General features: G+C 56.3%; 22 protein-coding genes and 1 pseudogene. 15 read left to right on the top strand and 8 right to left on the bottom strand.

What is annotated here, in order from left to right; all coding sequences use genetic code 11:
• Positions 1-24 precede the first annotated feature (24 nt).
• The 7 genes from ACL2XG_RS13925 to ACL2XG_RS13895 all read left to right on the top strand — a co-directional run bounded on the left by ACL2XG_RS13925 (position 25) and on the right by ACL2XG_RS13895 (position 5,976).
• The gene (locus ACL2XG_RS13925) at positions 25-474 is read left to right on the top strand and encodes a PTS sugar transporter subunit IIA (RefSeq protein WP_413721940.1); all 450 of its coding nucleotides are present in this window, start codon (positions 25-27) and stop codon (positions 472-474) included.
• A gap of 42 nt (positions 475-516) precedes the next feature.
• Positions 517-789, top strand: coding sequence for a PTS sugar transporter subunit IIB (locus ACL2XG_RS13920; protein ID WP_410012474.1), 273 nt, complete (start codon positions 517-519; stop codon positions 787-789).
• Positions 790-819: 30 nt separating this feature from the next.
• Positions 820-2,193 (top strand): PTS ascorbate transporter subunit IIC, encoded by a 1,374-nt coding sequence (locus ACL2XG_RS13915; protein ID WP_413721941.1) that lies wholly within the window; start codon positions 820-822, stop codon positions 2,191-2,193.
• Positions 2,194-2,452: 259 nt separating this feature from the next.
• Positions 2,453-2,698, top strand: coding sequence for a hypothetical protein (locus tag ACL2XG_RS13910; protein WP_413721942.1), 246 nt, complete (start codon positions 2,453-2,455; stop codon positions 2,696-2,698).
• Positions 2,698-4,002, top strand: a complete 1,305-nt coding sequence (locus ACL2XG_RS13905; protein WP_413721943.1) for a type II toxin-antitoxin system HipA family toxin — start codon at positions 2,698-2,700, stop codon at positions 4,000-4,002. Before ACL2XG_RS13910 ends, ACL2XG_RS13905 begins: the two co-directional genes overlap by 1 nt.
• A gap of 458 nt (positions 4,003-4,460) precedes the next feature.
• Entirely contained in the window at positions 4,461-5,228 is a 768-nt protein-coding gene (locus ACL2XG_RS13900) for an HNH endonuclease (protein ID WP_413721944.1), read from the top strand.
• 487 nt (positions 5,229-5,715) lie between these two features.
• Complete coding sequence (locus ACL2XG_RS13895) at positions 5,716-5,976, top strand: hypothetical protein (protein ID WP_413721945.1); 261 nt, start codon at positions 5,716-5,718, stop codon at positions 5,974-5,976.
• A gap of 131 nt (positions 5,977-6,107) precedes the next feature.
• Here the strand turns inward: ACL2XG_RS13895 and ACL2XG_RS13890 are convergent, their stop codons facing one another.
• The gene (locus tag ACL2XG_RS13890; protein ID WP_413721946.1) at positions 6,108-8,279 is read right to left on the bottom strand and encodes a YgiQ family radical SAM protein; all 2,172 of its coding nucleotides are present in this window, start codon (positions 8,277-8,279) and stop codon (positions 6,108-6,110) included.
• A 242-nt stretch (positions 8,280-8,521) separates the two neighbouring features.
• Complete coding sequence (locus ACL2XG_RS13885; protein ID WP_410012469.1) at positions 8,522-8,833, bottom strand: hypothetical protein; 312 nt, start codon at positions 8,831-8,833, stop codon at positions 8,522-8,524.
• 289 nt (positions 8,834-9,122) lie between these two features.
• Here ACL2XG_RS13885 and ACL2XG_RS13880 point away from each other — a divergent pair.
• Positions 9,123-9,230, top strand: a pseudogene (locus ACL2XG_RS13880) (VapC toxin family PIN domain ribonuclease); the annotation flags it as partial.
• Between the two features lie 122 nt (positions 9,231-9,352).
• On the opposite strand, the gene ACL2XG_RS13875 reads toward ACL2XG_RS13880, so the two are convergent.
• Together ACL2XG_RS13875 and ACL2XG_RS13870 are read right to left on the bottom strand one after the other, a co-directional pair.
• Complete coding sequence (locus tag ACL2XG_RS13875; RefSeq protein WP_413721947.1) at positions 9,353-10,015, bottom strand: HAD-IA family hydrolase; 663 nt, start codon at positions 10,013-10,015, stop codon at positions 9,353-9,355.
• Positions 10,016-10,088: 73 nt separating this feature from the next.
• Positions 10,089-11,216 (bottom strand): alanine racemase, encoded by a 1,128-nt coding sequence (locus tag ACL2XG_RS13870; RefSeq protein WP_410012467.1) that lies wholly within the window; start codon positions 11,214-11,216, stop codon positions 10,089-10,091.
• Positions 11,217-11,414: 198 nt separating this feature from the next.
• Between ACL2XG_RS13870 and ACL2XG_RS13865 the strand changes: the two genes are divergently transcribed.
• Positions 11,415-12,344 carry a LysR family transcriptional regulator gene (locus tag ACL2XG_RS13865; RefSeq protein ID WP_410012466.1) on the top strand — a complete coding sequence of 310 codons (930 nt, stop codon included), beginning with the start codon at positions 11,415-11,417 and terminating at the stop codon, positions 12,342-12,344.
• A 2-nt stretch (positions 12,345-12,346) separates the two neighbouring features.
• Here the strand turns inward: ACL2XG_RS13865 and ACL2XG_RS13860 are convergent, their stop codons facing one another.
• Entirely contained in the window at positions 12,347-13,087 is a 741-nt protein-coding gene (locus ACL2XG_RS13860; protein WP_410012465.1) for a 3-oxoacyl-ACP reductase family protein, read from the bottom strand.
• A 117-nt stretch (positions 13,088-13,204) separates the two neighbouring features.
• On the opposite strand from ACL2XG_RS13860, the gene ACL2XG_RS13855 reads away from it, so the two are divergent.
• Positions 13,205-13,885 carry a TetR/AcrR family transcriptional regulator gene (locus ACL2XG_RS13855; protein WP_410012464.1) on the top strand — a complete coding sequence of 227 codons (681 nt, stop codon included), beginning with the start codon at positions 13,205-13,207 and terminating at the stop codon, positions 13,883-13,885.
• Here the strand turns inward: ACL2XG_RS13855 and ACL2XG_RS13850 are convergent.
• Both ACL2XG_RS13850 and ACL2XG_RS13845 read right to left on the bottom strand, forming a co-directional pair.
• Entirely contained in the window at positions 13,866-15,191 is a 1,326-nt protein-coding gene (locus ACL2XG_RS13850) for an APC family permease (protein WP_410012463.1), read from the bottom strand. The two genes, ACL2XG_RS13855 and ACL2XG_RS13850, sit on opposite strands and share 20 nt — an antisense overlap.
• Positions 15,192-15,254: 63 nt before the next feature.
• Complete coding sequence (locus ACL2XG_RS13845; protein ID WP_410012462.1) at positions 15,255-16,067, bottom strand: carbon-nitrogen hydrolase family protein; 813 nt, start codon at positions 16,065-16,067, stop codon at positions 15,255-15,257.
• A gap of 97 nt (positions 16,068-16,164) precedes the next feature.
• Here ACL2XG_RS13845 and ACL2XG_RS13840 point away from each other — a divergent pair, with 97 nt between their 5' ends.
• The gene (locus ACL2XG_RS13840; RefSeq protein ID WP_410012461.1) at positions 16,165-16,944 is read left to right on the top strand and encodes a response regulator transcription factor; all 780 of its coding nucleotides are present in this window, start codon (positions 16,165-16,167) and stop codon (positions 16,942-16,944) included.
• On the opposite strand, the gene ACL2XG_RS13835 is transcribed toward ACL2XG_RS13840, so the two are convergent.
• Positions 16,909-17,265, bottom strand: a complete 357-nt coding sequence (locus tag ACL2XG_RS13835; RefSeq protein WP_410012460.1) for a transposase — start codon at positions 17,263-17,265, stop codon at positions 16,909-16,911. The two genes, ACL2XG_RS13840 and ACL2XG_RS13835, sit on opposite strands and share 36 nt — an antisense overlap.
• Positions 17,266-17,736: 471 nt before the next feature.
• On the opposite strand from ACL2XG_RS13835, the gene ACL2XG_RS13830 reads away from it, so the two are divergent.
• From ACL2XG_RS13830 to ACL2XG_RS13815, 4 genes are all read left to right on the top strand, one after another.
• Entirely contained in the window at positions 17,737-18,507 is a 771-nt protein-coding gene (locus ACL2XG_RS13830) for an alpha/beta hydrolase (RefSeq protein ID WP_410012459.1), read from the top strand.
• Positions 18,508-18,540: 33 nt separating this feature from the next.
• Positions 18,541-19,215: a heavy metal response regulator transcription factor gene (locus tag ACL2XG_RS13825; protein ID WP_410012458.1), complete on the top strand. Its 675-nt coding sequence runs from the start codon at positions 18,541-18,543 to the stop codon at positions 19,213-19,215.
• A complete protein-coding gene (locus tag ACL2XG_RS13820) occupies positions 19,212-20,609 on the top strand; it encodes a heavy metal sensor histidine kinase (protein ID WP_410012457.1) in 1,398 nt (465 codons plus the stop codon). Before ACL2XG_RS13825 ends, ACL2XG_RS13820 begins: the two co-directional genes overlap by 4 nt.
• 68 nt (positions 20,610-20,677) lie before the next feature.
• A complete protein-coding gene (locus ACL2XG_RS13815) occupies positions 20,678-21,580 on the top strand; it encodes a LysR substrate-binding domain-containing protein (protein ID WP_410012456.1) in 903 nt (300 codons plus the stop codon).
• The last annotated feature ends 4 nt before the right edge of the window (positions 21,581-21,584 follow it).

Here is a 21,584-nt window from a genome sequence, read left to right as displayed (position 1 = left end):
GTCAATCAATTGAATGGGTTAAATATGCCAGCTTTATCAACATGGTTAAATGAAGATCGCATCCAGTATGTCAACACCGTCGGCGACTGGCGGGAGGCCATCAAACGGGTGGCCGAGCCGCTGTTACAGGACGGGACTATTTCCGCGGACTATGTGGCGAACATCATCAAGCAAAAAGAGGCCATCGGCCCTTATTTTGTAATCGCGCCGCGTATCGCCATGCCGCATGCCCGGCCGGAGGAAGGCGCCAACCGCCTGGGGTTGTCCATCCTCAAGCTGCGCGAGGGCGTGGTGTTCGGCGCGCAGGAAAACGATCCGGTTGATTTTGTAGTGATGTTCGCCGCGCCTGACGGCAACAGCCATGTGGAGCTGATTGCCCAACTGGCGGAGTTTTTGTCGGATGACGACGTGATGGCGAGCGTATTTAACGCGCGGGATCGGGCGGAATTAATCAAGATCGTGAACAGTTTTTAACTGAGTATCGACACTTATTCACTATGACCAACGAGGTGAAGCATGAAAATTATGGCGGTGTGCGGCGCAGGCTTAGGCAGCAGTTTTATGATGGAAATGAATATCAAGAAGGTCCTGAAAAACCTGAATATTTCCGCGGACGTTGAACATTCGGATCTGGGGTCGGTAACACCGGACGCGGCCGATGTGTTTGTTATGGGCCGGGATATCGCCTATAGCGCCAACCTACCTGAGAACAAGCTTATTATTGTTAACAGCATCATTGATATCAAAGAGCTGGAAACCAAGATAAGCGAATATTTTCAGAAACAATAACAGGTTATACATCTTACCGCTGAGGTTGCTATGTTTATACAAAACCTTTTACTGGTCGTGGTCGACGTGCTCAAGGTGCCGTCTATCCTGGTCGGACTGGTGGCGCTGTTCGGCCTGGTCGCCCAGAAAAAGCCTTTTCCCGACGTCATCAAGGGCACGGTCAAAACCATCCTGGGGTTTTTGGTGCTGGCCGGCGGGGCATCGGTCCTGGTCGGTTCCCTGTCGCCGCTGGGGGATATCTTCAAGCATGCCTTTGATGTGCAGGGCATCATCCCCAACAATGAAGCCATGGTGTCCATCGCCCTGGAAAAATATGGCGCCTCGACCACGTTGATTATGGCTTTCGGCATGGTGGCCAACATTATCGTCGCGCGCTTTACCCGGCTGAAATACATTTACCTTTCCGGCCATGTCACCTTCTATATGGCCTGTATGGTGGCGATTATTTTGTCGGTGGCCGGATTTACGGGCGTGCAGCTGATTTATACCGGTTCCCTGACGCTGGGCCTGCTGATGGCGATTTTCCCGGCGATGGCCCAGCCGTATATGCGCAAGATCATCGGCAACGACCAGGTGGCTTTGGCCCATACCGGCACCGTGGGTTATGTTCTTTCCGGCTGGATAGGCTCGCTGGTGGGTAAGGGATCTAAATCCACCGAAGAGATGAACATGCCGAAAAACCTGAGTTTTTTGCGCGACAGTACCATCTCGATCTCCATCACCATGATGATTATTTATTTTATTCTGGCGATTTCAGCGGGCCGGGAATATGTCGAAAGCCAGTTCAGCCATGGCCAAAACTATCTGGTCTATTCATTTGTGCAGGCGATAACCTTCGCCGCCGGCGTGTTTATTATCCTGCAGGGCGTGCGCTTGATTTTAGCGGAGATTGTTCCCGCCTTTACCGGCTTTTCGGAACGGCTGGTGCCTAACGCCCGTCCGGCGCTGGACTGCCCGATTGTCTATCCCTATGCGCCCAACGCCGTGCTGCTGGGCTTTATTTTCAGTTTTATCGGCGGGCTGGTGGGGTTGTTTTTCCTCGGGCAATTGCACTGGGTATTAATCCTGCCGGGCGTAGTACCGCACTTTTTCTGCGGCGCCACCGCCGGCGTCTTCGGCAATGCCACCGGCGGCAGGCGCGGCGCCATGGCGGGGGCCTTTGCCCACGGTGTATTAATCACCTTCCTGCCCGTGGCGCTGCTGCCGGTGCTCGGCGCCATGGGCCTGGCCAACACTACTTTCTCGGATACCGATTTTGGCGTGGTGGGGATTATGCTGGGCAACATGGCGCGCTTTATGGACCGAGGCACCATTACCATGGCGATAACCGGGGTATTTGTGCTGCTGGTGATTTATAACTTTGCCGCCAGGAAGAAGGTGGCGGTGGAGGAGAGCGAGGTGTAATCGCTCCGCCGGATATACTGAATAAGGGCCGGCGACGGCCCTTTTTATTGCTCATTTGCCCTTGGATGACGTCTCAACAACAAGGGCGCTATGCGAACTTATCTTAAAGGCCCCGGGATGCCCTGGCTCACTTTGCTTTTTATACATAATGGGTATATTTTTCATTTATACAAAATATGTATAAAACGCGTTTATACGATATTTGTATATTTTTAGAATATACTGTATATGTATAATGCGTCAGGCAGGGGGCACCTCAATGAAGGTTTACATTCAAAATCCGCACAGTTTAGGCCGCATCATCCGCGATACGCGTATCAAGAAAGGCTGGACACAGGCAGATCTTGGCCGGCAAGTCCATATGCTGCAAAAAGACATCTCGTTGCTGGAACATGACCCCGGCAGCGCCAAACTGTCTCGGCTGCTGGCGGTATGCGCCGCGCTGGAGCTGAAATTGATGGCCGAGGAAAGCATCGCTTCAAAGACCAGTGAGGACATGTGGTGATGGGCAGAAAAGCGCTGTACCAGCAGCTCTATTGTTCAATGAATGGCATCCCGGTAGGCGTGATTACCCGGCGACAGGGCAGGATGAGTTTCCAATATGTTGAAACCTGGCTAAACCACCGGCAAGGACGCCCGATTTCGCTTAGTATCCCTCTTGCGCGTGAGGAACAGCATACTGAGGCGGTACATGCCTATTTTGATAACCTTCTGCCCGATAATGATAATATCAGAAAGAAGATCGTCGACAGCCTGGGCGCGGAAAGTACCCATCCCTTTGACCTACTGGAAATCATCGGTGCTGATTGTGTAGGTGCATTATCTATAACGTCCCAAAAGCTCCAGTACACCCACCCTGAAATTACGGTGAAGAAACTGGCAACGGAAGACGTGGCACAGGTGATCCGCCAATCCCGCATTACCAATATGTTAGGTATGGAAGAAGACGATGATTTCCGTATTTCACTGGCCGGAGCACAGGAAAAAACAGCGCTGACATGGTGGGATGGTCACTGGTGCAAGCCGTACGGCCAAACGCCGACTACGCATATTATTAAGCCTTCAATAAATATGCATAAACAAATGCAGCTCGATTTATCAAATAGCGTTGATAACGAGTTCTTTTGCCTGCGGTTTTTGCAGCATATGGCTATCCCCGTCCCCCATGTTTACATACAGTCATTTGCAGAACAGAGGGTCCTAGTGGTGACGCGTTTTGATCGCCTGTTAGCGCAGGGGAAAATTTTCCGATTGCCCCAGGAAGATATGTGCCAGGCCCTCGGAAAAAGCAGCGGTAGTAAGTATCAGGATAAGGGTGGCCCGGGGGTTAAAGATATCATGGAACTGCTACTCACTTCAGCGCGGCCGATGACGGATCGCGAAATTTTTATGAAATGTCAGTTACTATTTTGGCTATTAGCCGCTATCGATGGCCATGCCAAAAATTTCAGCTTATTTCTTAGACCTACAGGATATGAGTTAACACCCATTTACGATGTCATGTCAGCTTATCCTTACTTTGGGCAAGGGAATATGCAAAAAAAGAAGATAAAAATGGCGATGGCAGTCTATGGTACAAATACCCATTATCATTGGAATACTATTTATAAAAGGCACTGGCTCTCAACTGCCGAGAAAGTTGGATATGATAAAGGTTTGATGGAAAATATTATTGATGATGTGATCACGAATACCAACACAGCATTAGAAAAAACGGCACAAGATCTCCCTGAGGGATTTAGCGAGAACATAGCAATATCCATAATTGATCATGTTAAATGCGCCTTAAGACGATTAACTGATAATTAACACATTTTTTAAGACGACAACTGCTGCGTTATTCGTCGTATTCATCAGGAATAAGACCTACGACTATCGTAGCCATAAATGCGTCTACACCATCCCGCGACCTTGTTCAAAAACGCCCGAAGGCGGCCCGCTTATACCCCATCCCGTCGCGGAAAGGGCTGGGTATCGCCGCCGGCATTAATGAATTTGGCGCCGGCGCTATCGGAGATATTCCCGCCGCCGATTAACCCATCACCCACCTGCATCGCTGACTCATGGTCGGGCAGTCCACCGCCGATCATCAGGCCGGCCGGGCCGGGTAGCGGGACGTCACCCCAACGAATAAAGGCGAAGAAACGACAGCGCGTTACGTTGATGTCGGTGTAATAATAGTACCAGAATCAAAATCATATGTAGTAATATGTAATCATTGATTATAAGCAAACTAATGATTGTAGTCATGCATACAGGAAAGTGGGATGGCAACATATGATTTTGTAGTAGGGAATAGCTATACCAAAAATGATCTTTATACCCTGTGCCGTATTCCCGTAGAAAAGCAAAAAGGCAGTTGGAATACCGGCTATACCCAGTACGATGGGGATTGGTTTATTTTTTGTAATATCGGCATACCGGGGCGTACGGGCCATAACTATGGCAATAGATTCGTTGGGGATGATCTGTTGTGGTATGGCAAGACCGACTCCCATATCAATCAGCCTTCCATCAAATCAATGCGGGATGGAATCGGCAATAATTTCATCTTTTATCGCACCGACGATCGCTCCCCCTTCACCTTCGCGGGCACCGCCAAGGCGATACAGGTGCGCGATATACGACCGGTTGAAATCCTATGGGGGTTTCTACAATCGGGAGAGCAACGCGTTGAGGTGCTGGCGCAAGAAGAGGTGGAGCCGGAAAAGTTCTATGAAGGCGCCACTAAAACGATTTCAGTGAATATCTATGAACGCAACCCCCAGGCGCGTAGGCTGTGCATCGATAAACATGGCGTGTCTTGTGCCGTATGCGGGTTTAACTTTGCCAAGGTCTATGGGGAGATCGGTAAAGGTTTTATCCACGTCCATCATCTCAAGCCGCTGGCTGGGATTGGGGCGGAGTATCAACTCGACCCCGTTGAAGATCTGCGCCCCGTATGTCCGAATTGCCATGCTATGCTGCATCGGCGCAAACCGCCCTATTCTATTAATGAACTAACTGAATTACTAAAAGATAATATTTCCCAGTAAAGCGATTCAAATGTCGCGCTCACTTAACATGTCATCGTTATGATGTGAGCGTGCTTGAAAAATATTGTTGAATAAGCCATGCCGAACTTGTGTGCATTGTCTATATTGACTTTTTGAAGGATAAACATTAGGGTTACCTCATGCGCTGACCGCTGGAGAAACAATGTCATTGATCGTGTTGATACTTTCAGTATCATTAATGGGCTTTTACTTTAAGAATAAAACCGAATTAAATAAAACGATTAATTTTATAAATGTATTTTCCATATGTATGACCCTGTTTTTTATTACTTATTTTATCAGAAATTATAGCTCATCGTCGCCTGAGTTGATTATGTCATTTGATGTATTTATAACTATTTTTTTCATAAGTTTATTCATTGCTGCTTTTGCACACTTAATGTTTTTAAGAATTAAACCTTATTGATATTGGTGAGATTATAAATAAATGGAATTTCATTAACATTTTTTACAAAAGGAGATAATTATGATCAGACCACAGTTTGGTATTACCCCTAACCCAGCCTGCAATCAACCCAATCCCGTGGGCAATACTAATTACAATACCAATGGTTTATTGCCTTTAGGAATAGGCATTGGAACAACGGTTATGAGGGCTATTCCCACTCCTGTAGGCGTCGGAATTGCGGTTGCCACCGATGTGTTAGGCAGGGCCGCGAATCATATGCCTATTAGTGCGCCCATGCCTAACGTACCGATGAATCCCAGTTGGGTTGGGAATAAATAATTTTTTAAGGGCCTAATGAGTTATTAGGCTCTTAAGTCATCGCATTAAATTTCTCGATTAAATCATTTAATTTACCCTATCCACTTTGCGATGGCGGCTGCAATTATCGATTAAACGGATAGCGCACGATCTTATCCTGCTTTTTTCCCTCGCCCGGGAGCCTTGCCACCCGAGCGTGCCGGCTTGCCCGCGGCCTGTGCCCCCATCCCCGTAAATCGCGTTAACGCCGGCTGAGCGTTGCGATCCCGCTTTTTGCCCGTCCTGAGCTCATCCACGGTGGCCGGCGGAATCAAGCACTCCCTGCGGTTGCCGATCAGCTGCTTCATATCCATTGCCGTCAGCGCCTCGCGGATCAGCGGCCAGTTGGCCGGGTCGTGATAACGCAGCAGCGCTTTATGCAAGCGCCGCTGGCGCTCGCCGCGCGGGATCACCACCTCTTCGCTGTGATAATCCACCTTCGCCAGCGGATTTTTACCGCTGTAATACATGGTGGTGGCGCTGGCCAGCGGCGAGGGGTAAAAATTCTGCACCTGGTTCAGCCGGAAGCGGTTTTTCTTCAGCCACAGCGCCAGGTTCACCATATCCTCGTCGCGGGTGCCGGGATGCGCTGCGATAAAATAGGGGATCAGGTATTGCTCCTTGCCGGCCTGCCGGGAATAGGTATCGAACAGCTGCTTAAAGCGCTGATAGCTGCCCATGCCCGGTTTCATCATCTTGGCCAGCGGACCTGCCTCGGTATGCTCCGGCGCAATCTTTAAATAACCGCCAACGTGATGCTCCGCCAGTTCCTTAATATAACGCGGGTCCGCCACCGCCAGGTCGTAACGCACGCCCGAGGCGATCAGGATCTTCTTGACGCCCGCAAGCGCCCGGGCGCGGCGATAAAGTTTGATGGTCGGCTCGTGGTTGGTATCCATATGCGGGCAGATTTCCGGATAGACGCAGGATGCCCGCCGGCAGGTCTGCTCGGCGCGCGGCGCCTGGCAGCGCAGCATATACATATTGGCGGTGGGGCCGCCCAGATCGGAGATCACGCCGGTAAAGCCCGGCACGTTGTCGCGGATTTGCTCGATTTCCCTTGTAATGGAGGTTTCCGAGCGGCTTTGGATAATGCGGCCTTCATGTTCGGTAATCGAGCAGAACGCGCAGCCGCCAAAGCAGCCGCGCATAATATTCACCGAGAAGCGGATCATATCGTAGGCCGGGATAGCGGTATTGCCATAGGCCGGATGCGGCACGCGCTGGTAAGGCAGGGCAAATACCGAGTCCATTTCTTCCGTCAGCAGCGGAATGGCCGGCGGGTTGATCCAGACATAGCGGTCGCCGTGTTTTTGCATCAGGGCGCGGGCGCAGCCGGGATTGGTTTCATGATGCAGGATGCGCGAGGCATGGGCGTACATCACCTTGTCGTTCCTGACCTTTTCAAACGAGGGCAACAGGACGTAGGTTTTTTCCCAGGGCTTGGGTTTGGGCGCGCGCACGCTTACCGGCCGGGCGTCGCCGGCGTTTACCGTCCGGGTGGCGCAGGGCAGGTCGTCGCCGTAAGGATTAACCATGGGCTCGATACGCCCCGGCGCATCAAGGCGCGTGGAATCGACGCCGGTCCAGCCGGGCAGCGCCGTTTTACGCAGTACGGCGGTATTACGCACATCGTTGATATCAGCGATGGGCTCTCCCGCCGCCAGGCGGTGGGCCACTTCCACCAGCGGACGCTCGCCGTTGCCGTAAATGAGCATATCGGCCTTGGCATCCACCAGTACCGAGCGGCGCACGGTATCCGACCAGTAGTCGTAATGGGCGATACGGCGCAGGCTGGCCTCGATGCCGCCCAGCACCACCGGCACATCGCTGAACGCCTCCTTGCAGCGCTGGGTATAGACCAGCGTGGCGCGGTCCGGGCGTTTGCCGGCGAGATTGCCAGGCGTATAGGCATCGTCATGGCGCGCTTTACGATCCGCCGTGTAGTGGTTGATCATCGAGTCCATATTGCCGGCCGTAACGCCAAAAAACAGGTTCGGCTTGCCCAGGCGCATAAAGTCCGCTTTGCCGCGCCAATCCGGCTGGGCGATGATGCCCACCCGAAAGCCCTGCGCCTCCAGCATGCGGCCGATTATCGCCATGCCGAAGCTTGGATGATCGACATAGGCGTCGCCGGTGACCACGATAATATCGCAGCTGTCCCAGCCCAATTGGTCCATCTCCGCGCGGGACATGGGCAGGAAGGGCGCGGTGCCAAAACATTCGGCCCAGTAAAGCGGATAGGAGAACAGCTGGCGTTCGGGGCGGATCAGGCTTGTCGGCACGGGGAACTCTTAAGCGGATGGCGTCTTTGGGGCGAAAATTCTACCGATTTTGCCGGGGAAATGGTGGGGAAATTGCGATCACAATGAGACAGATCAAAAAAATCAGCCCCGCTTATCGCCTGGGCCAGGAAGGCATGGCGGCAATATTACCGGCTGTGCCGTTAACGCTCTTACCGAAATCGCAATGGCCGGAAATGGGCCTGATTAGCATTCAGGCCCTCTAAGTCTTCACATTTTATCTATCAAAGTACATTATCGATCATACACTGGAGGAAAGGTTTGACTTGCTCTTGCCGGTCCTGACTGACGGGTTGGCTTGTTTCGTCGCTAATATTCAGTTCCCTCGTTATTTTATCCTGTTTGTCCGGTGATTTTTTATCAACCGCCACTTTGATATCTATGAGGTACTCATGGCCGTCAGGCAGCAGCCTGGTACAGCTTTTTATCCGCTCACTCTCGTTTTCCCTCAGCTTTACTGACTCATGTGTGGTGTGCGCATACGTGAGTGGGCTAAGCGTTACGATTGGTAATAGCATGCAAAGCAATTTTTTCATCTTATATCCTCGTTAAATTTATTTTTATTAAAAACGCGTTAATTAAAAAAATTATGCCAATTATTCACTTTAAAATTATTTTAAGTAAAATAAAAATGACCCAGAATAATCTAACCGGAATGCAATGCTCGCATACTGCTATTTAAAATAGACTATTGTGGTGTGTTTTTATATAGGGTTGGATGTTGGGTGGGCGGTAAAGTTCATCCATTTTTTAAAATCATTATTCATTTTTTGCAAGTTATAGATAGATTATTTTAATTATAATGTTAATTATATATAGTGATTTAAACACCTGGAGCAGAGGGTGCTGCGTAATCACCGTATCGTGGTATCGGCCATCACCTACGCCGAAATGCGCTTCGGGACAATCGGCCAGAAGGCTTCCCGGCGCCATGCTGGTGACCAATAATATCAGAGAATTTGCGCGTGTGCCGGGACTGGCGCTGGAGATTGGGTGGAGCAACAGGATTCGGCGAGCTTTAGCGTTATTCGTTAACCCAGGAGGCAGCGCCGCGTTTAACGCCGCCGCCTTATCTCCTGCGGCAATGTCGCCAGCGTCGCCAGCTCCGCCACCGGCCGGGGGGCGTCATCGGGGGCGGCCAGTCCCACCCGGTTGTGCCAGAACGTGGGCAGGCCCACTTTGGCCGTGCCGAACAGATCGTAGGCCGAACCGGCTACGAATACCGCCCGGTCGGCGCTGACGCCGGCGATATCCAGGGCCAGTTGATAGGGGCGCGGATCGGGTTTATAGAAGCCGGCCTGTTCCGAGGTGACCACCACATCAAAGGGCACGCCAACGCTGAGGGCCGCGGCCAGACCCAGGCGCTGCGAGCAGTTGGTCACCACGCCCAGCCGGTAATGCCGCGCTAACGCCCTAAGCACGCCCACGGCTTCCGGCCAGGGACGCAAATCGCGCCAGCCCTCCTCCAGGCGGCGGGCGGCGGCTTGACCCAGTCCGACCCCGGCGGCGGCTTCCGCCACCAGGGTTTCATAAGGCCGGTAGGCGCCGCAGCCGTAGGTCAGCCCCAGATAGGCCATGCGCCAGGCGCGCCCCGCGTCTTCGGACCCGGCGGCCCGGTTCCATACCGTCCATGAGTCCAGCACGGCGGTAAGCAAATCAAATAACACCAGCTCCACCGGCAATACGGGTGCCCCTGCCTGGATAGCGGTTTGGTCCATGGGTTTCTCCTTGCCTGGCCTTAGTCTGGTTGCGCGATGGCGCTGATGTCCGCCTTGACGTGCCCCGTATTGCCTACCAGCCGTTGATGCGCGGCCAGAATACCGGCGGCTGGGTATCGGCCAGGTAATAACCGCTGAACTGCGCGGCGGTGGCGCAGGCGTGGTTGGGCAATATCCGCAGCAGGGTGCCGATCGGCAGCGCCGGCAGATCGCGCGCGCCGGAACGGGAGGCGATAATGCCGTGCTCCTGATTGGCGTCGGCGACGATCAGGTCGGCGATGGGGTTGCCCTGATTATCGCACACCAGGCCGTACCCCTGATCGACGGGTTGGGCCGCGGTGCCGCGATCGCGCGACAGGGCCATCCAGCCCGCATCGATAAGGGTCCAGCCTTTGGCCGGCTGATGGCCGATGACCGTGGTCGCCACCGACAGCGCAATATCCCCGGCACGACAGACACCCAGTCCGGCCATCACCAAATCAAAAAACGCGAATACCCCGGCGCGCACTTCGGTTACGCCGCTAAGGTCGCGGGCAAACAGCGCGGTGGGCGTGGAACCCACACTGACGATCTCTATGGGAAAACCGGCCCGGCGCAGCATATCGGCGCTGGTGACCACCGCGTCGCGTTCATCCATGGCGCACTGCGCCAGCGCGGCGGCGGAGCGGCAGTGATAAGAGCCGCCGGCGTGGGTCATGACGCCCCGCAGCCGCACCCTGCTGTTTTGCAGCACGCGGGCGATATCGATAAGCAAGGGCGACGCCGGCGGCACGCCGGAACGGTGGCCGTCGCAATCAATTTCCAGCAGGACGGCGAAATCGACCTGGTGACGGCCGGCAAAGGCCGTCAGCGCGCGGGCGCTGGCGAGGTTATCGAGGATCAGCAGCAACCGGCAGCCGGCGCCGATAAGCCTGGCGGCATGGGCTAATTTATTCGGCGCAATTCCCACGCCGTACAGAATATCCCGGTAGCCGGCGGCGAAAAAGAAATCCGCCTCGCGCAGGGTGGACACGGTAATCGGGCCTTTTTCCCCGGCAAAAAGACGCTCGCTGACCTGAAGGGATTTATTGGTCTTCACATGAGGGCGCAGCGTAACGTTAAACGGCGCAACCTGGCGGCGCATGCGCTGAATATTGTTGTCCAGACGCGCAACATCCAGCGTCAGGTAAGGGGTTTCCATGGTGGCGCTTATATCGGGCATAGGTCCTCCGGCTGAATAGTGACAGTATAAAAAACCGCCGCTGGCGGAGTAAATTGAATCTTTCTGTATCTATGATTCAGTACTACTTAATACTTGATTCATGCATTTAGCAGGATGGCAATATTAGTCACAGTAGTATGGTAACGGGCGGTGACTATGATAATTTATCATTATTAATCCCAGATTCAGGAATGTCCTATGCACGATATGCGGGATCTGAAGCTGCTGCTGGCGATTCGCGATAACGATACCCTCGTGGCCGCCGCCCATCAGCTGGGCCTGACCCCTTCGGCGGTGACCCAGCGTTTGCAGACCATAGAGAAGCGGCTAAATGTGCGCTTGATCGACCGATCCGCACGGGGCTTGTGTTTTACCGGCGAAGGGGAACTGTTATGCCTGCGCGGTAAACAGCTAGTGGAGCAGTACGATGCCCTGATGCATGAGCTGGATAAGCGGCGCAGCGGTTTTGCCGGCACCTTGAAAATCAACGCCCCGTTTGGCTTCGGCCGGCGTTACCTGGCGGCGGCGGCCGCGGATTTTCAGCAGCGCTATCCCGACGTCGAGATGTCGCTTACCCTGTCGGACCGCCCGCTGGTTGAAGCCGCCGAACGGTTTGATATCGTGATTCATATCGGCCAATTGCGGTCATCCAGTTTGATTGGCCATGCTATTGCCGCCAACAGACGTTTTGTCTGCGCCTCACCCGATTTTATCGCCCACCATGGCCAGCCCAGCTCGCCGGAAGAGTTGGCCCGCCTGCCCTGCATCGCCCTGCGTGAAAATAATGAAGACGTGCTGCTGTGGCATTTTACCCGCGGACGCACCAGCAGCAGCGTGCGCGTGCGCTCAACGCTTGCGAGCAACGACGGCGATATTATCCGGCTGTGGGCGACGCGCGGGCTGGGCATTATCATGCGCTCGGAATGGGATGTGGCGGAGGCCTTGCATAAAGGGGAACTGGTGCGCCTGATGCCGGCCTGGAAAACCCCCGACGCCAATGTGATTGCCTTGACCCACCAGCGTGAGGGGTTGCCGCTGCGCACGCGCCAGTTCATGCGTTTTCTGCGGGAACGGTTTTCGCCGGTCCCGCCCTGGCGCGAGGCTCAGGAGGGCATCATCCACGGCTAGGACTACGCGTTAATACCGCCGTCCACATTGATGCCGGTGCCGGTAATATGCCCCGCCGCCGGAGACGCCAGGAACGTGACCGCGGCCGCCACGTCTTCTGCCTTGCCGTAATGGCCCAGCGCAATATACTGGCGCTGGGTCTCGGCGCCTTCGCCGTCGGCGGGGTTCATATCGCTGTCGGTGGGGCCGGGGTGGACCAGGTTAACGGTAATGCCGCGCGGGCCCAGATCGCGGGCCAGGCCGCGGGTCAGCGACAACAGGGCCGACTTGGTCATCGCATAAACGGCAATGCCCGGCATCGGCACCCGATCGGCCAGGCAACTGCCGATATTGATAATGCGCCCGCCTTGCCCCAGGTGCGGCAGCGCGGCCTGGGTGGCGACCACCAGGCCGCGGATATTGACGTTAATCATCGCGTCGATATCCTCAAGCGCCATATCCTCCAGCATGCCGCCGCGCGCGATGCCCGCATTATTGACCAGGATATCGAGACCGCCCAGCCCGGCCACGGTTTGGCTTACCGCATCGCGTACCGCGCCGGACGATGCGCTGTCGGCCTGGATGGCCAGCCCCTTGCGGCCAAGCCGCTCAATCTCCGCTACCACCGCGCTGGCCTTGTCGGCGGATTTTTCATAGGTAATAGCCACGTCGGCGCCGGCCCGCGCCAGCGATATCGCCATGGCCTTGCCCAGGCCGCGGCTGGCGCCGGTAACGAGCGCGCGTTTGCCTTGCAGTGAATTCATGGTCGCTTCCTCTTTATGTGTTAATCGATACAAAAATAACTTAAACGGAATTGCCGCCGAAGATCAAGCGTATTATTATAATGATCGACACATAATTAATGAGGGCAGGCGCAGGTTATGGCAGCACGAGGACGACCCAGGGGTTTCGATCGCGAGGCGGCGTTGGCCGCGGCAATGAGACTCTTCTGGCAGAAGGGGTACACCGCGACGTCAATGGCGGAGCTCTATCAGGCGATGGGTATTCATTCGCCAAGCCTGTATGCCGCATTCGGCAATAAGGAAGACTTGTTCCTAGAAGCCGTGGCCTGCTACGAAAAGTCTATCGCGCCGCTGATATGGTCGCCGCTGGATACCGCGCCGACCGCGCGTGAAGCGGTGGGGGAATGGCTGAAATGCTCGGCGCGTATCCTGACCCGGGACGCGTGGCCGCCAGGCTGTATGGTGACGCTGTCGAATGTGGCGGGTGAAGGAAACGCGCGGCTGGGCGAGCAGGTGAAACGATCGCGCCAGCGCGGTATCGATAAGCTCACCGCCCGGCTGGATCAGGCGGTGGCGGAGCGGGAGCTGGCGGCCGGCATCGATACCGCGGCGCTGGCGCGGATGTACTTTAGCATCCAGCAGGGGATGTCCATCCAGGCACGCGACGGCGCCGGATTCGCTGCGCTTGACGCCATGGCGGATATGGCGCTGGCGCTGTGGCCGGCGGCCCAGTCCATGGCGTGCCATGGTGTCCAGGGCGACATCCCCAGGCAGGGGCGAAAGAATGCCGGCGCCTTGGTTACTCGGCATCGCCGTTAAAATGTAATACCGGCGCCGGCTGCCGGTGGGTGCGACGAAACCCGTACAGGCGCAGCCCGCCTAACGCCAGCCAGATCAGGCCTAATATCATGGCGGTTTTATCCAGGCTGACCAGCAGCCATAAGGTCGCGACGGCACCGAACGCCGGGCAAACCAAATAGAGCAGGGTGGACAGGGGGTCTCGCCGGCGCTGGCGGATGAAGTAGTGGCTGATAACGGACACATTGACCAGGGTAAAGGCCAGGAAAGCGCCGAAATTAATAAATGACGTGGAAGTGGTGACGCTCATAAACAAGGCGAGCAGGGCGACCGCGGCGCAAAGCAGGATGGCGTTCACCGGGGTATTACAGCGTCCCAGCCTGCCCAGGACCCGGGGCAGCACGCCGTCGCGGCCCAGGGTATAGATAAGCCGGCTGGCGCTGGCCTGGGCGGCGATACCGGAGGCGAACTGGCCGAAGACCAGGCCAATCATAAACAGGGTGACGAAAATATCGCCGCCAATATTGCGCGCAATCTCAAATGCGGCCGCGTCGGTATTCGCGAATGCCGCGCCGGGGTGCGCCAGCTGTACGCACCAGGACACCGCGATAAAAATAATGCCGCCGATAAGCGTAATCAGCATAATGGCGCGCGGAATACTGCGTTTGGCGTCGATGGTTTCTTCCGTCAGGGTGGTAATGGCATCAAACCCGAGGAAGGAATAACAGGCCACGGCGGCGCCGGCGACCAGCAGCGGCAGCAGATGGGCGCCGCCGGCGGTAAAGGGCGCCAGGCTCCAGAACGGCCGGGACGCGTCGCCCCAGATATAATGCACCGCGAGAGCCACAAAGGCCGCCAGCACCAGCAGTTGCACTATCATCAGCAGGCTGTTGACGGCGCTGGCGACTTTCAGGCCGATAATATTGATACATGTGGTCACGGCGATAAACGCCAGCAGCCATACGTATTGCCCAACGGCGGGAAACGCCGAGGAGAGGTAGACCGCGCCGATAAGCCAGATCACCATCGGCAGGAACAGGTAATCAAGCAGTATCGCCCACCCGGCGAGAAAGCCCAGGTTATCGCTGATGGCATTGCGCACGTACATATAGGCGGAACCCGCCACCGGGAAGGCGTTGGCCATCCGGCTGTAGCTAAACGCGGTAAACAGCATGGCCACCAGGGCCAGCACATAGGCGCCGGGCACATGGCCGTCGGTAATCTGCGCCAGCACGCCAAAGGTGCCCAAAACGATAATCGGCGTCATATAGGCCAGGCCGAACAGCACCAGATGACCGGTGGTAAGCGTCTTTTTAAATGCCGACATGGAAAACTCCCGTGTGTGTTTAGTTTTACTAAACATCAAGTTTAAAAAATGAACGTTAAGCCGTTAAAGCGGCCACCAGCGTTGCCCGTCGGGGCAGGTTTCCATATGGCCGGATAACATGAGCCGGCGGTCCTTGAGATAGTGATATTGGCTGCGGGCTTTTTCCGGCAGGGTAAAATCCAGCGTGACCCTGAGCGTCGCCTCCTGCCTGCCCAGCGCGCCGAGCAGGTTGCCATAGGGATCCACCACCGCGCTTTCGCCGGCAAACGTGAAACCGGCGCCGGCGCCGGCGCGGTTGGTCATCGCGAAAAAAATCTGGTTTTCGAACGCCCGGGCCAGCGCCGCATGGCGGTGTACCGGACCGTAGGGATCCATATTGCCATTGGTCACGACCAGCAGATCGCAGCCCATGGCGGCCAGGGCGCGGGCGGTTTCCGGGAATTCAATGTCATAACAGATAAGCAGCCCGATCCGCTTGCCGCGCCACAGGCCGCATACCAGGCGATCGCCGGCCAGCACCAGCGCGCGTTCATCCGGCCATAAATGGGTTTTGCGGTATTTAAACGCCACGCCGTCTTCCGGGGTGATAAAAACCGTGGTGTTGAAGACGCCCTGTTCATCCCGTTCCAGCAGGCCGATGGCGATGGCGATATCGCGCCGGACGCTGAGTGCCTTAAGCGTTGCGATCTCCGGCCCGTCCAGCCGCAGGGCGCGATCGTCCACATGGCCGTTTTCGGCAAAGCCGGTCAGAAAGGTTTCCGGAAAAATCACCAGCTGTGTTTGCGGACTGCAACGTTCGATATGCATTACTGCCTGCGCCATATTGCCTTTGATATCACCCTCGCGGTTGCGTGCCTGTATTAATTCAAGCTGCATACACTGTTATCCTTTGTGCATATTTATGGCGTTAATCATTAGTCCGATTATGCATGTAGGGATATGCTTGCCTATAACACGAACGGGGATGACTCAAATGGGTGATAAGCTTTACTTATCAATGGATGACCTGGCCTGGCACCATGAAATCGGGCTGCTGATCGATAGCCTGGACCAGGCGGATTTTTGGCTGAAAGCCGCGCGCTATTTGCATGGACGGCTGGTATTCGATAATTGGGTGGCGCTGCTGTTTATCCGCGACGCGCCGCCGGTGATCTTCGCCGAAAGTGATGAAAGTGACGGCAGCGACGCCAAATTGTTTTTGGATTATCAGAAAGGCCTATACCTGCTGGACCCCTTTTACCTTGGCGTATGGGCCAATCCGCGCAGCGGGCTGCAGCGCCTGGACGAGGTGGCGCCGATCCATTTTCGCGACTCCGAGTATTACCGCCGTTATTTCCAGCGCAATATCGTCGAGGATGAAGTGCAGTTAAATCTGGTGTTGGATGAGCGGCGGATTTTGTGTTTATCGCTGGGCGGGGCGCGGCGTTTCAGCGATCATGACATGGGCTTCCTGCGGCTGTCCGTGGCCTGGCTGCTGCCGCTGATGCGCCAGCGCATGCGTTTTGAAACCGCCCGCGCCGAGAGCGTGGCCTCTCCTTTCCTGACCGGCCTGCCGGGCACCGAAATGCTGACCGAACGCGAAAGCGAGGTGACGCAACTCATGTTAAGCGGCTGCTCCACCAAGGAAATCGCCCGTCGCCTGTGTATCTCCATCGAAACCGTGCGCGCCCATAAAAAGCATATCTATGCCAAGCTGGGCGTGAAAACGCAGTCGGAATTATTTGTGCTGTTTTGGCAGGGGCGGCAGGAGTGATGTTGGCCCATTTTCCCGGGGCAGGCTCTTAAAATCGTCCGTAATCAGCAGCGCGGCGGCTTTTTTCAGGATATCCCTTTCCATCTCCAGGCACCTGATGCGTTCCTCAAGCTCCTGGATGCGCTGTTGATCCGCTGTGACCGCCATGCCCGGCGGCATGATGCCGCTGCGTTCAGCCCGCAGCTGCGCGACCCAGCGGTACAATATGTTTTCGTTGACCCCGGTGGCGTCACAGGCTTCCTTGTAGGTATGGTTTTTATCGAGCACCAGGCTTGCGGCCTCCCGCCTGAACTCCATGCTGAATGTTGTTTTTCTGGTCATCAGGACATCCTTTTTAATCCGGCGATTATATCGCCTATCAGGACGCCCGGCATTAGTAGCACCGCCTGCCGTTGCCGCGCGGCCGTCCCCGGCGGCCACGCTTAACCAACAATCTCGGCCAGGGGATTATTCCCGGCCGGCCGGAGAATAATCATGCTTCCTGCCGTTTCGTTCCTGTGCCGTTTAACCGTTTCTTTGCGATCTTCGCAGGGATAAAACCTGACTGGCTCGCTGAAAGAATCAATTATCTCGCACGCTATAAGGCGGGAAATGCTATTTCGCGGGACGCCTGTCCCAGCGAATAATTTCGGGGCGGCAGCGATGCCGGTTTGACGCTTTGCGCAGGGACCACGCCGTCGTCATAACTTTGTCATGATTGCGTCAGGCCGGTGTCAGCGCCGGGCCTGTAAACTCCTTACCTGAAACAAGTGGTACAGACCACTGCCACCACGGTATATGGAGCTTAAAATCATGCGTATTTTGTTAACCCGTACTATGTTGTCATCCGCCGCCTGCGCGCTTTTGCTTACGGCAGGCATGGTTTCCGCCCAGGCCGCGCCGGTCAGGAATATCGTCCTGGTGCACGGCGCATTTGTCGGCGGCGCCGGCTGGCGGCCGGTGTATGATATTTTGACCAGGGACGGCTATCACGTCACACTGGTGCAGGAGCCGCTGACATCGTTCCCGGAAGATGTGGCCGCCGCCAAACGTACGCTGGCCATGCAGGACGGTCCGGCGGTGCTGGTGGGGCATAGCTACGGCGGCGCCATCATTACGGAGGCGGGTAACGATTCCCATGTCGCCGGCCTGGTGTATATCGCGGCCCACGCCCTGGATAATGGCGAAACCGAGGCCAGTAACGGTAAAAAAATGCCCAACACCGCGCGACCTTTCGCCAAAACGCCCGACGGCTACCTGTACATCAACCCGGCAAATTATCCGGCGGATTTCGCCGCCGATCTGCCGCGCAAACAGGCCGAGTTCGAGGCGCAGGCGCAGATGCCGACCTCGGCCAGCGTATTTACCGCCAATATTGCCGACCCGGCCTGGAAAACCAAGCCGAGCTGGTACATGGTGGCGCAGGCCGACAAAATCATCAGTCCCGACCTGGAGCGGATGTATGCGGCGCGGGCGCATAGTCATACGGTGGAAGTCGCCGGCGCCAGCCATTCGGTATACGAATCCCATCCCCAAGAGGTCGCGGCGCTGATAGAACAGGCGGCGCGCCATGCGTTAGACTAAACCGTGGCCGCGACAGGCCGCGCCGGAGATTATATGAAGATTCTCGTCATCGAAGATGAACCCAAGGCCCGGGACTATATGCGCAGCGGCCTGACCGAATCAGGTTATGTGGTCGACGTGGCGTCGGGCGGCGTGGACGGCCTGCATATGGCCCTGGAAGAACGCTACGATCTGATCCTGCTGGATGTGATGATGCCGGGAATGGACGGCTGGTCGGTGATGGAGGTGATGGACAAACGGATTGATACCCCGGTGATCTTCCTCACCGCCAAAGGCACCCTGGAGGATAAACTCAAAGGGCTGGCGCTGGGCGCGGACGATTACCTGGTGAAGCCGTTTTCCTTCGCCGAGCTGCTGGCGCGCATCCGGATTGTTTTGCGGCGCGCGGGACAGGGCCGGCAGGATGACGTGCTGGCCGTCGCCGATTTGCAGATGGATGTCGCCAAACGGCGCGTGGAGCGCAACGGTGTGCGCGTCGACCTCACCAACAAGGAGTTTAACCTGTTGCATCTGTTTATGCTGAGCCCGGGGCAGGTGCTGACCCGCTCGCTGATTGCCTCCAGGGTGTGGGATATGAATTTTGACAGCGACACTAACGTGGTGGATGTGGCGGTACGGCGTCTGCGGCAGAAAATAGACGAGCCGTTCGGCAAGCCATTGATCCATACCGTCCATGGGGTGGGTTATCGCTGTGAAGACGAAACATGAAACGTTTCTCGCTGACCTCCCGCCTGTCATCGGCCCTGGCCATGCTGGTCATGCTGGTCATGGCCACCGTCGGATACGCCCTGTACCGTACTCTTGAGCAACAGCTGATTATCCGCGACGACGGGGCGCTAATCACCCGCGTCGAGCAGATCCGTACCCTGTTGCTCAATGAAGACGTCATGACGCTGATTCACGATAAGCCCGGCCTGTTTGCCAATATGCTCGGCAATACGGAGTCGTTATTGGTGCTGCAATTTACCGACCGGCCTCCCCTGATTGAAATCAATCCCGGCCATTCGCCCATTCCGCACATCAATCCGGTGCCCGCGGACGCGCCCCTGACGCTCGCCGCCGTACAGCATGCGGTGGCCGCCGGCGGCATTCCCTTTATTTCCGCCTCAGCCCTGGCAAACGTCGCCAGCGCGCCTTATCAGGTAAAAATCACCACCGGCCGCCTGATGTCGGAGCGCACCCGTACCCTGGCCATGTACCGCAACCAGATCATCCTCGTCGCGTCGATCGCCACCGTGCTTACCGCGCTGCTGGCCTGGATTTTCACCCGCCGGGGTCTGGCGCCGCTGCGCCGCCTGGCCGCTGAAACCGCCATGATGGATGTCCGCTTTTTGTCCAGGCGCATCGGTATCACCCATGCGCCGCCCGAACTGCGGGAACTGATCGCGGCGTTTAATACCATGCTGGAACGGCTGGAAATCAACTTTCGCCAGCTTAGCCAGGTATCCGCCGATATGGCCCATGACCTGCGCACCCCCATCGGCATACTGCTAGGGCAAACGGAAGTGGCGATGCGGTTCAAACGTGATAATGACTATTATGAAAACCTGCTGGGCTCGAATTTCGAAGAACTGCAGCGCCTGGCAAAAATGATTGATAACATGCTGTTCCTGGCCCGGGCCGGGGATGCGGGCCATGCCATCCAGCGCGTGGTGCTGTCGTTAGCGGACGAATTCGGGCGTTTGAGCGAGTATTTTGAAGGGCCGGCCGGAGAACGCGGCCTGACGCTGGTCTGTGCGCGGGACGGCGCCACGGCGTGGGCCGACCCCGAGCTGCTGCGCCGCGCCCTGGCCAATCTGCTGGCCAACGCGATACGTTATGCCGACGCGGGCACGGCCATCGTGCTGCGGGCCGTGCAGCAGCCTGAGGGAACCACCATCAGCGTGGAGAATACCGGCCCCGACATTGCGCCGCAGCACCTTGAACGCCTTTTTGACCGTTTTTACCGCGCGGACGCTTCGCGTACCGGCGACGCCAGCGCCAGCGGGCTGGGTTTGTCCATTGTCCGCAGCATCATGATGCTGCATCAGGGCAGGTGGCATGCGCAAAGCGGTAAACGGCTCACCCGGTTCAGCCTGTTTTTCCCGGCAAAACCGCGGTAAAACCATTGCCGGGAATATATTTCATAAAAGTGGCATATCCGGCAAACATATTTGATAATTAATCAAATATGAAAACGACTCTTGATGAAATGCAGGCGTTTATCGCGGTAGTGGACAGCGGTTCCATTACCGCCGCCGCCGCGCAGCTGGATCAAACCATTTCCGCCACCAGCCGCACCCTCGGGCGGTTGGAAGAGAAACTGCGCACCACGCTGCTCAGGCGCACCACGCGCCGGCTGGAACTTACCGAGGAGGGCCGGGCCTTTCTCGAGCGCGCCCGGGATATCGTCCGCGCCGTCGAGGAGACGGAGGAATTGCTGTCCATGCGGCGTAACCAGCCGTCCGGGCTGCTGCGCGTGGATGCCGCCTCGCCGTTTATGCTGCACGTCATCGTGCCGCTGGTGGCGGGGTATTGTGCGCGCTATCCCCAGGTGGCGCTGGAGCTGAACAGCAATGAGGGCATTATCGATTTACTGGAAAAACGCACCGATCTGGCGATCCGCATCGGGCGGCTGAAGGATTCCACGCTGCACGCCCGGCTTATCGGCAACAGCCGCATCCGCGTGCTCGCCAGTCCCGCTTATCTGGCCGCGCGCGGCACGCCGGCAAGCGTGGCGGAATTATCCCGGCATACCCTGCTGGGTTTTAACCAACCCGAAGCGCTGAATGAATGGCCGCTGCCCGATGACAGCGGGCTGCCGCTGCATATCCAGCCGTCCATCCGCGCGTCCAGCGGCGAAACATTGCGGCAACTGGCGCTCAATGGCGCCGGTATCACCTGCCTGTCGGATTTTATGACATGCGCGGATCGGCGGGAGGGGAGGTTGTGTCAACTGTTTCAGCGGCAGACGCTGGATGTCCGCCAGCCGATTAATGCGGTGTATTATCGTAATACGGCGCTGTCTTCCCGGATCCAGTCTTTTGTCGATTACCTGGTCGAGGCCCTCGGCCCCCATGGCTTCGGCGCATAAGGCG

It is taken from the genome of Sodalis sp. RH24, assembly GCF_047324145.1.
GTDB lineage: Bacteria > Pseudomonadota > Gammaproteobacteria > Enterobacterales > Enterobacteriaceae > Acerihabitans.
This window is presented reverse-complemented; position numbering and strand designations above follow the sequence as displayed.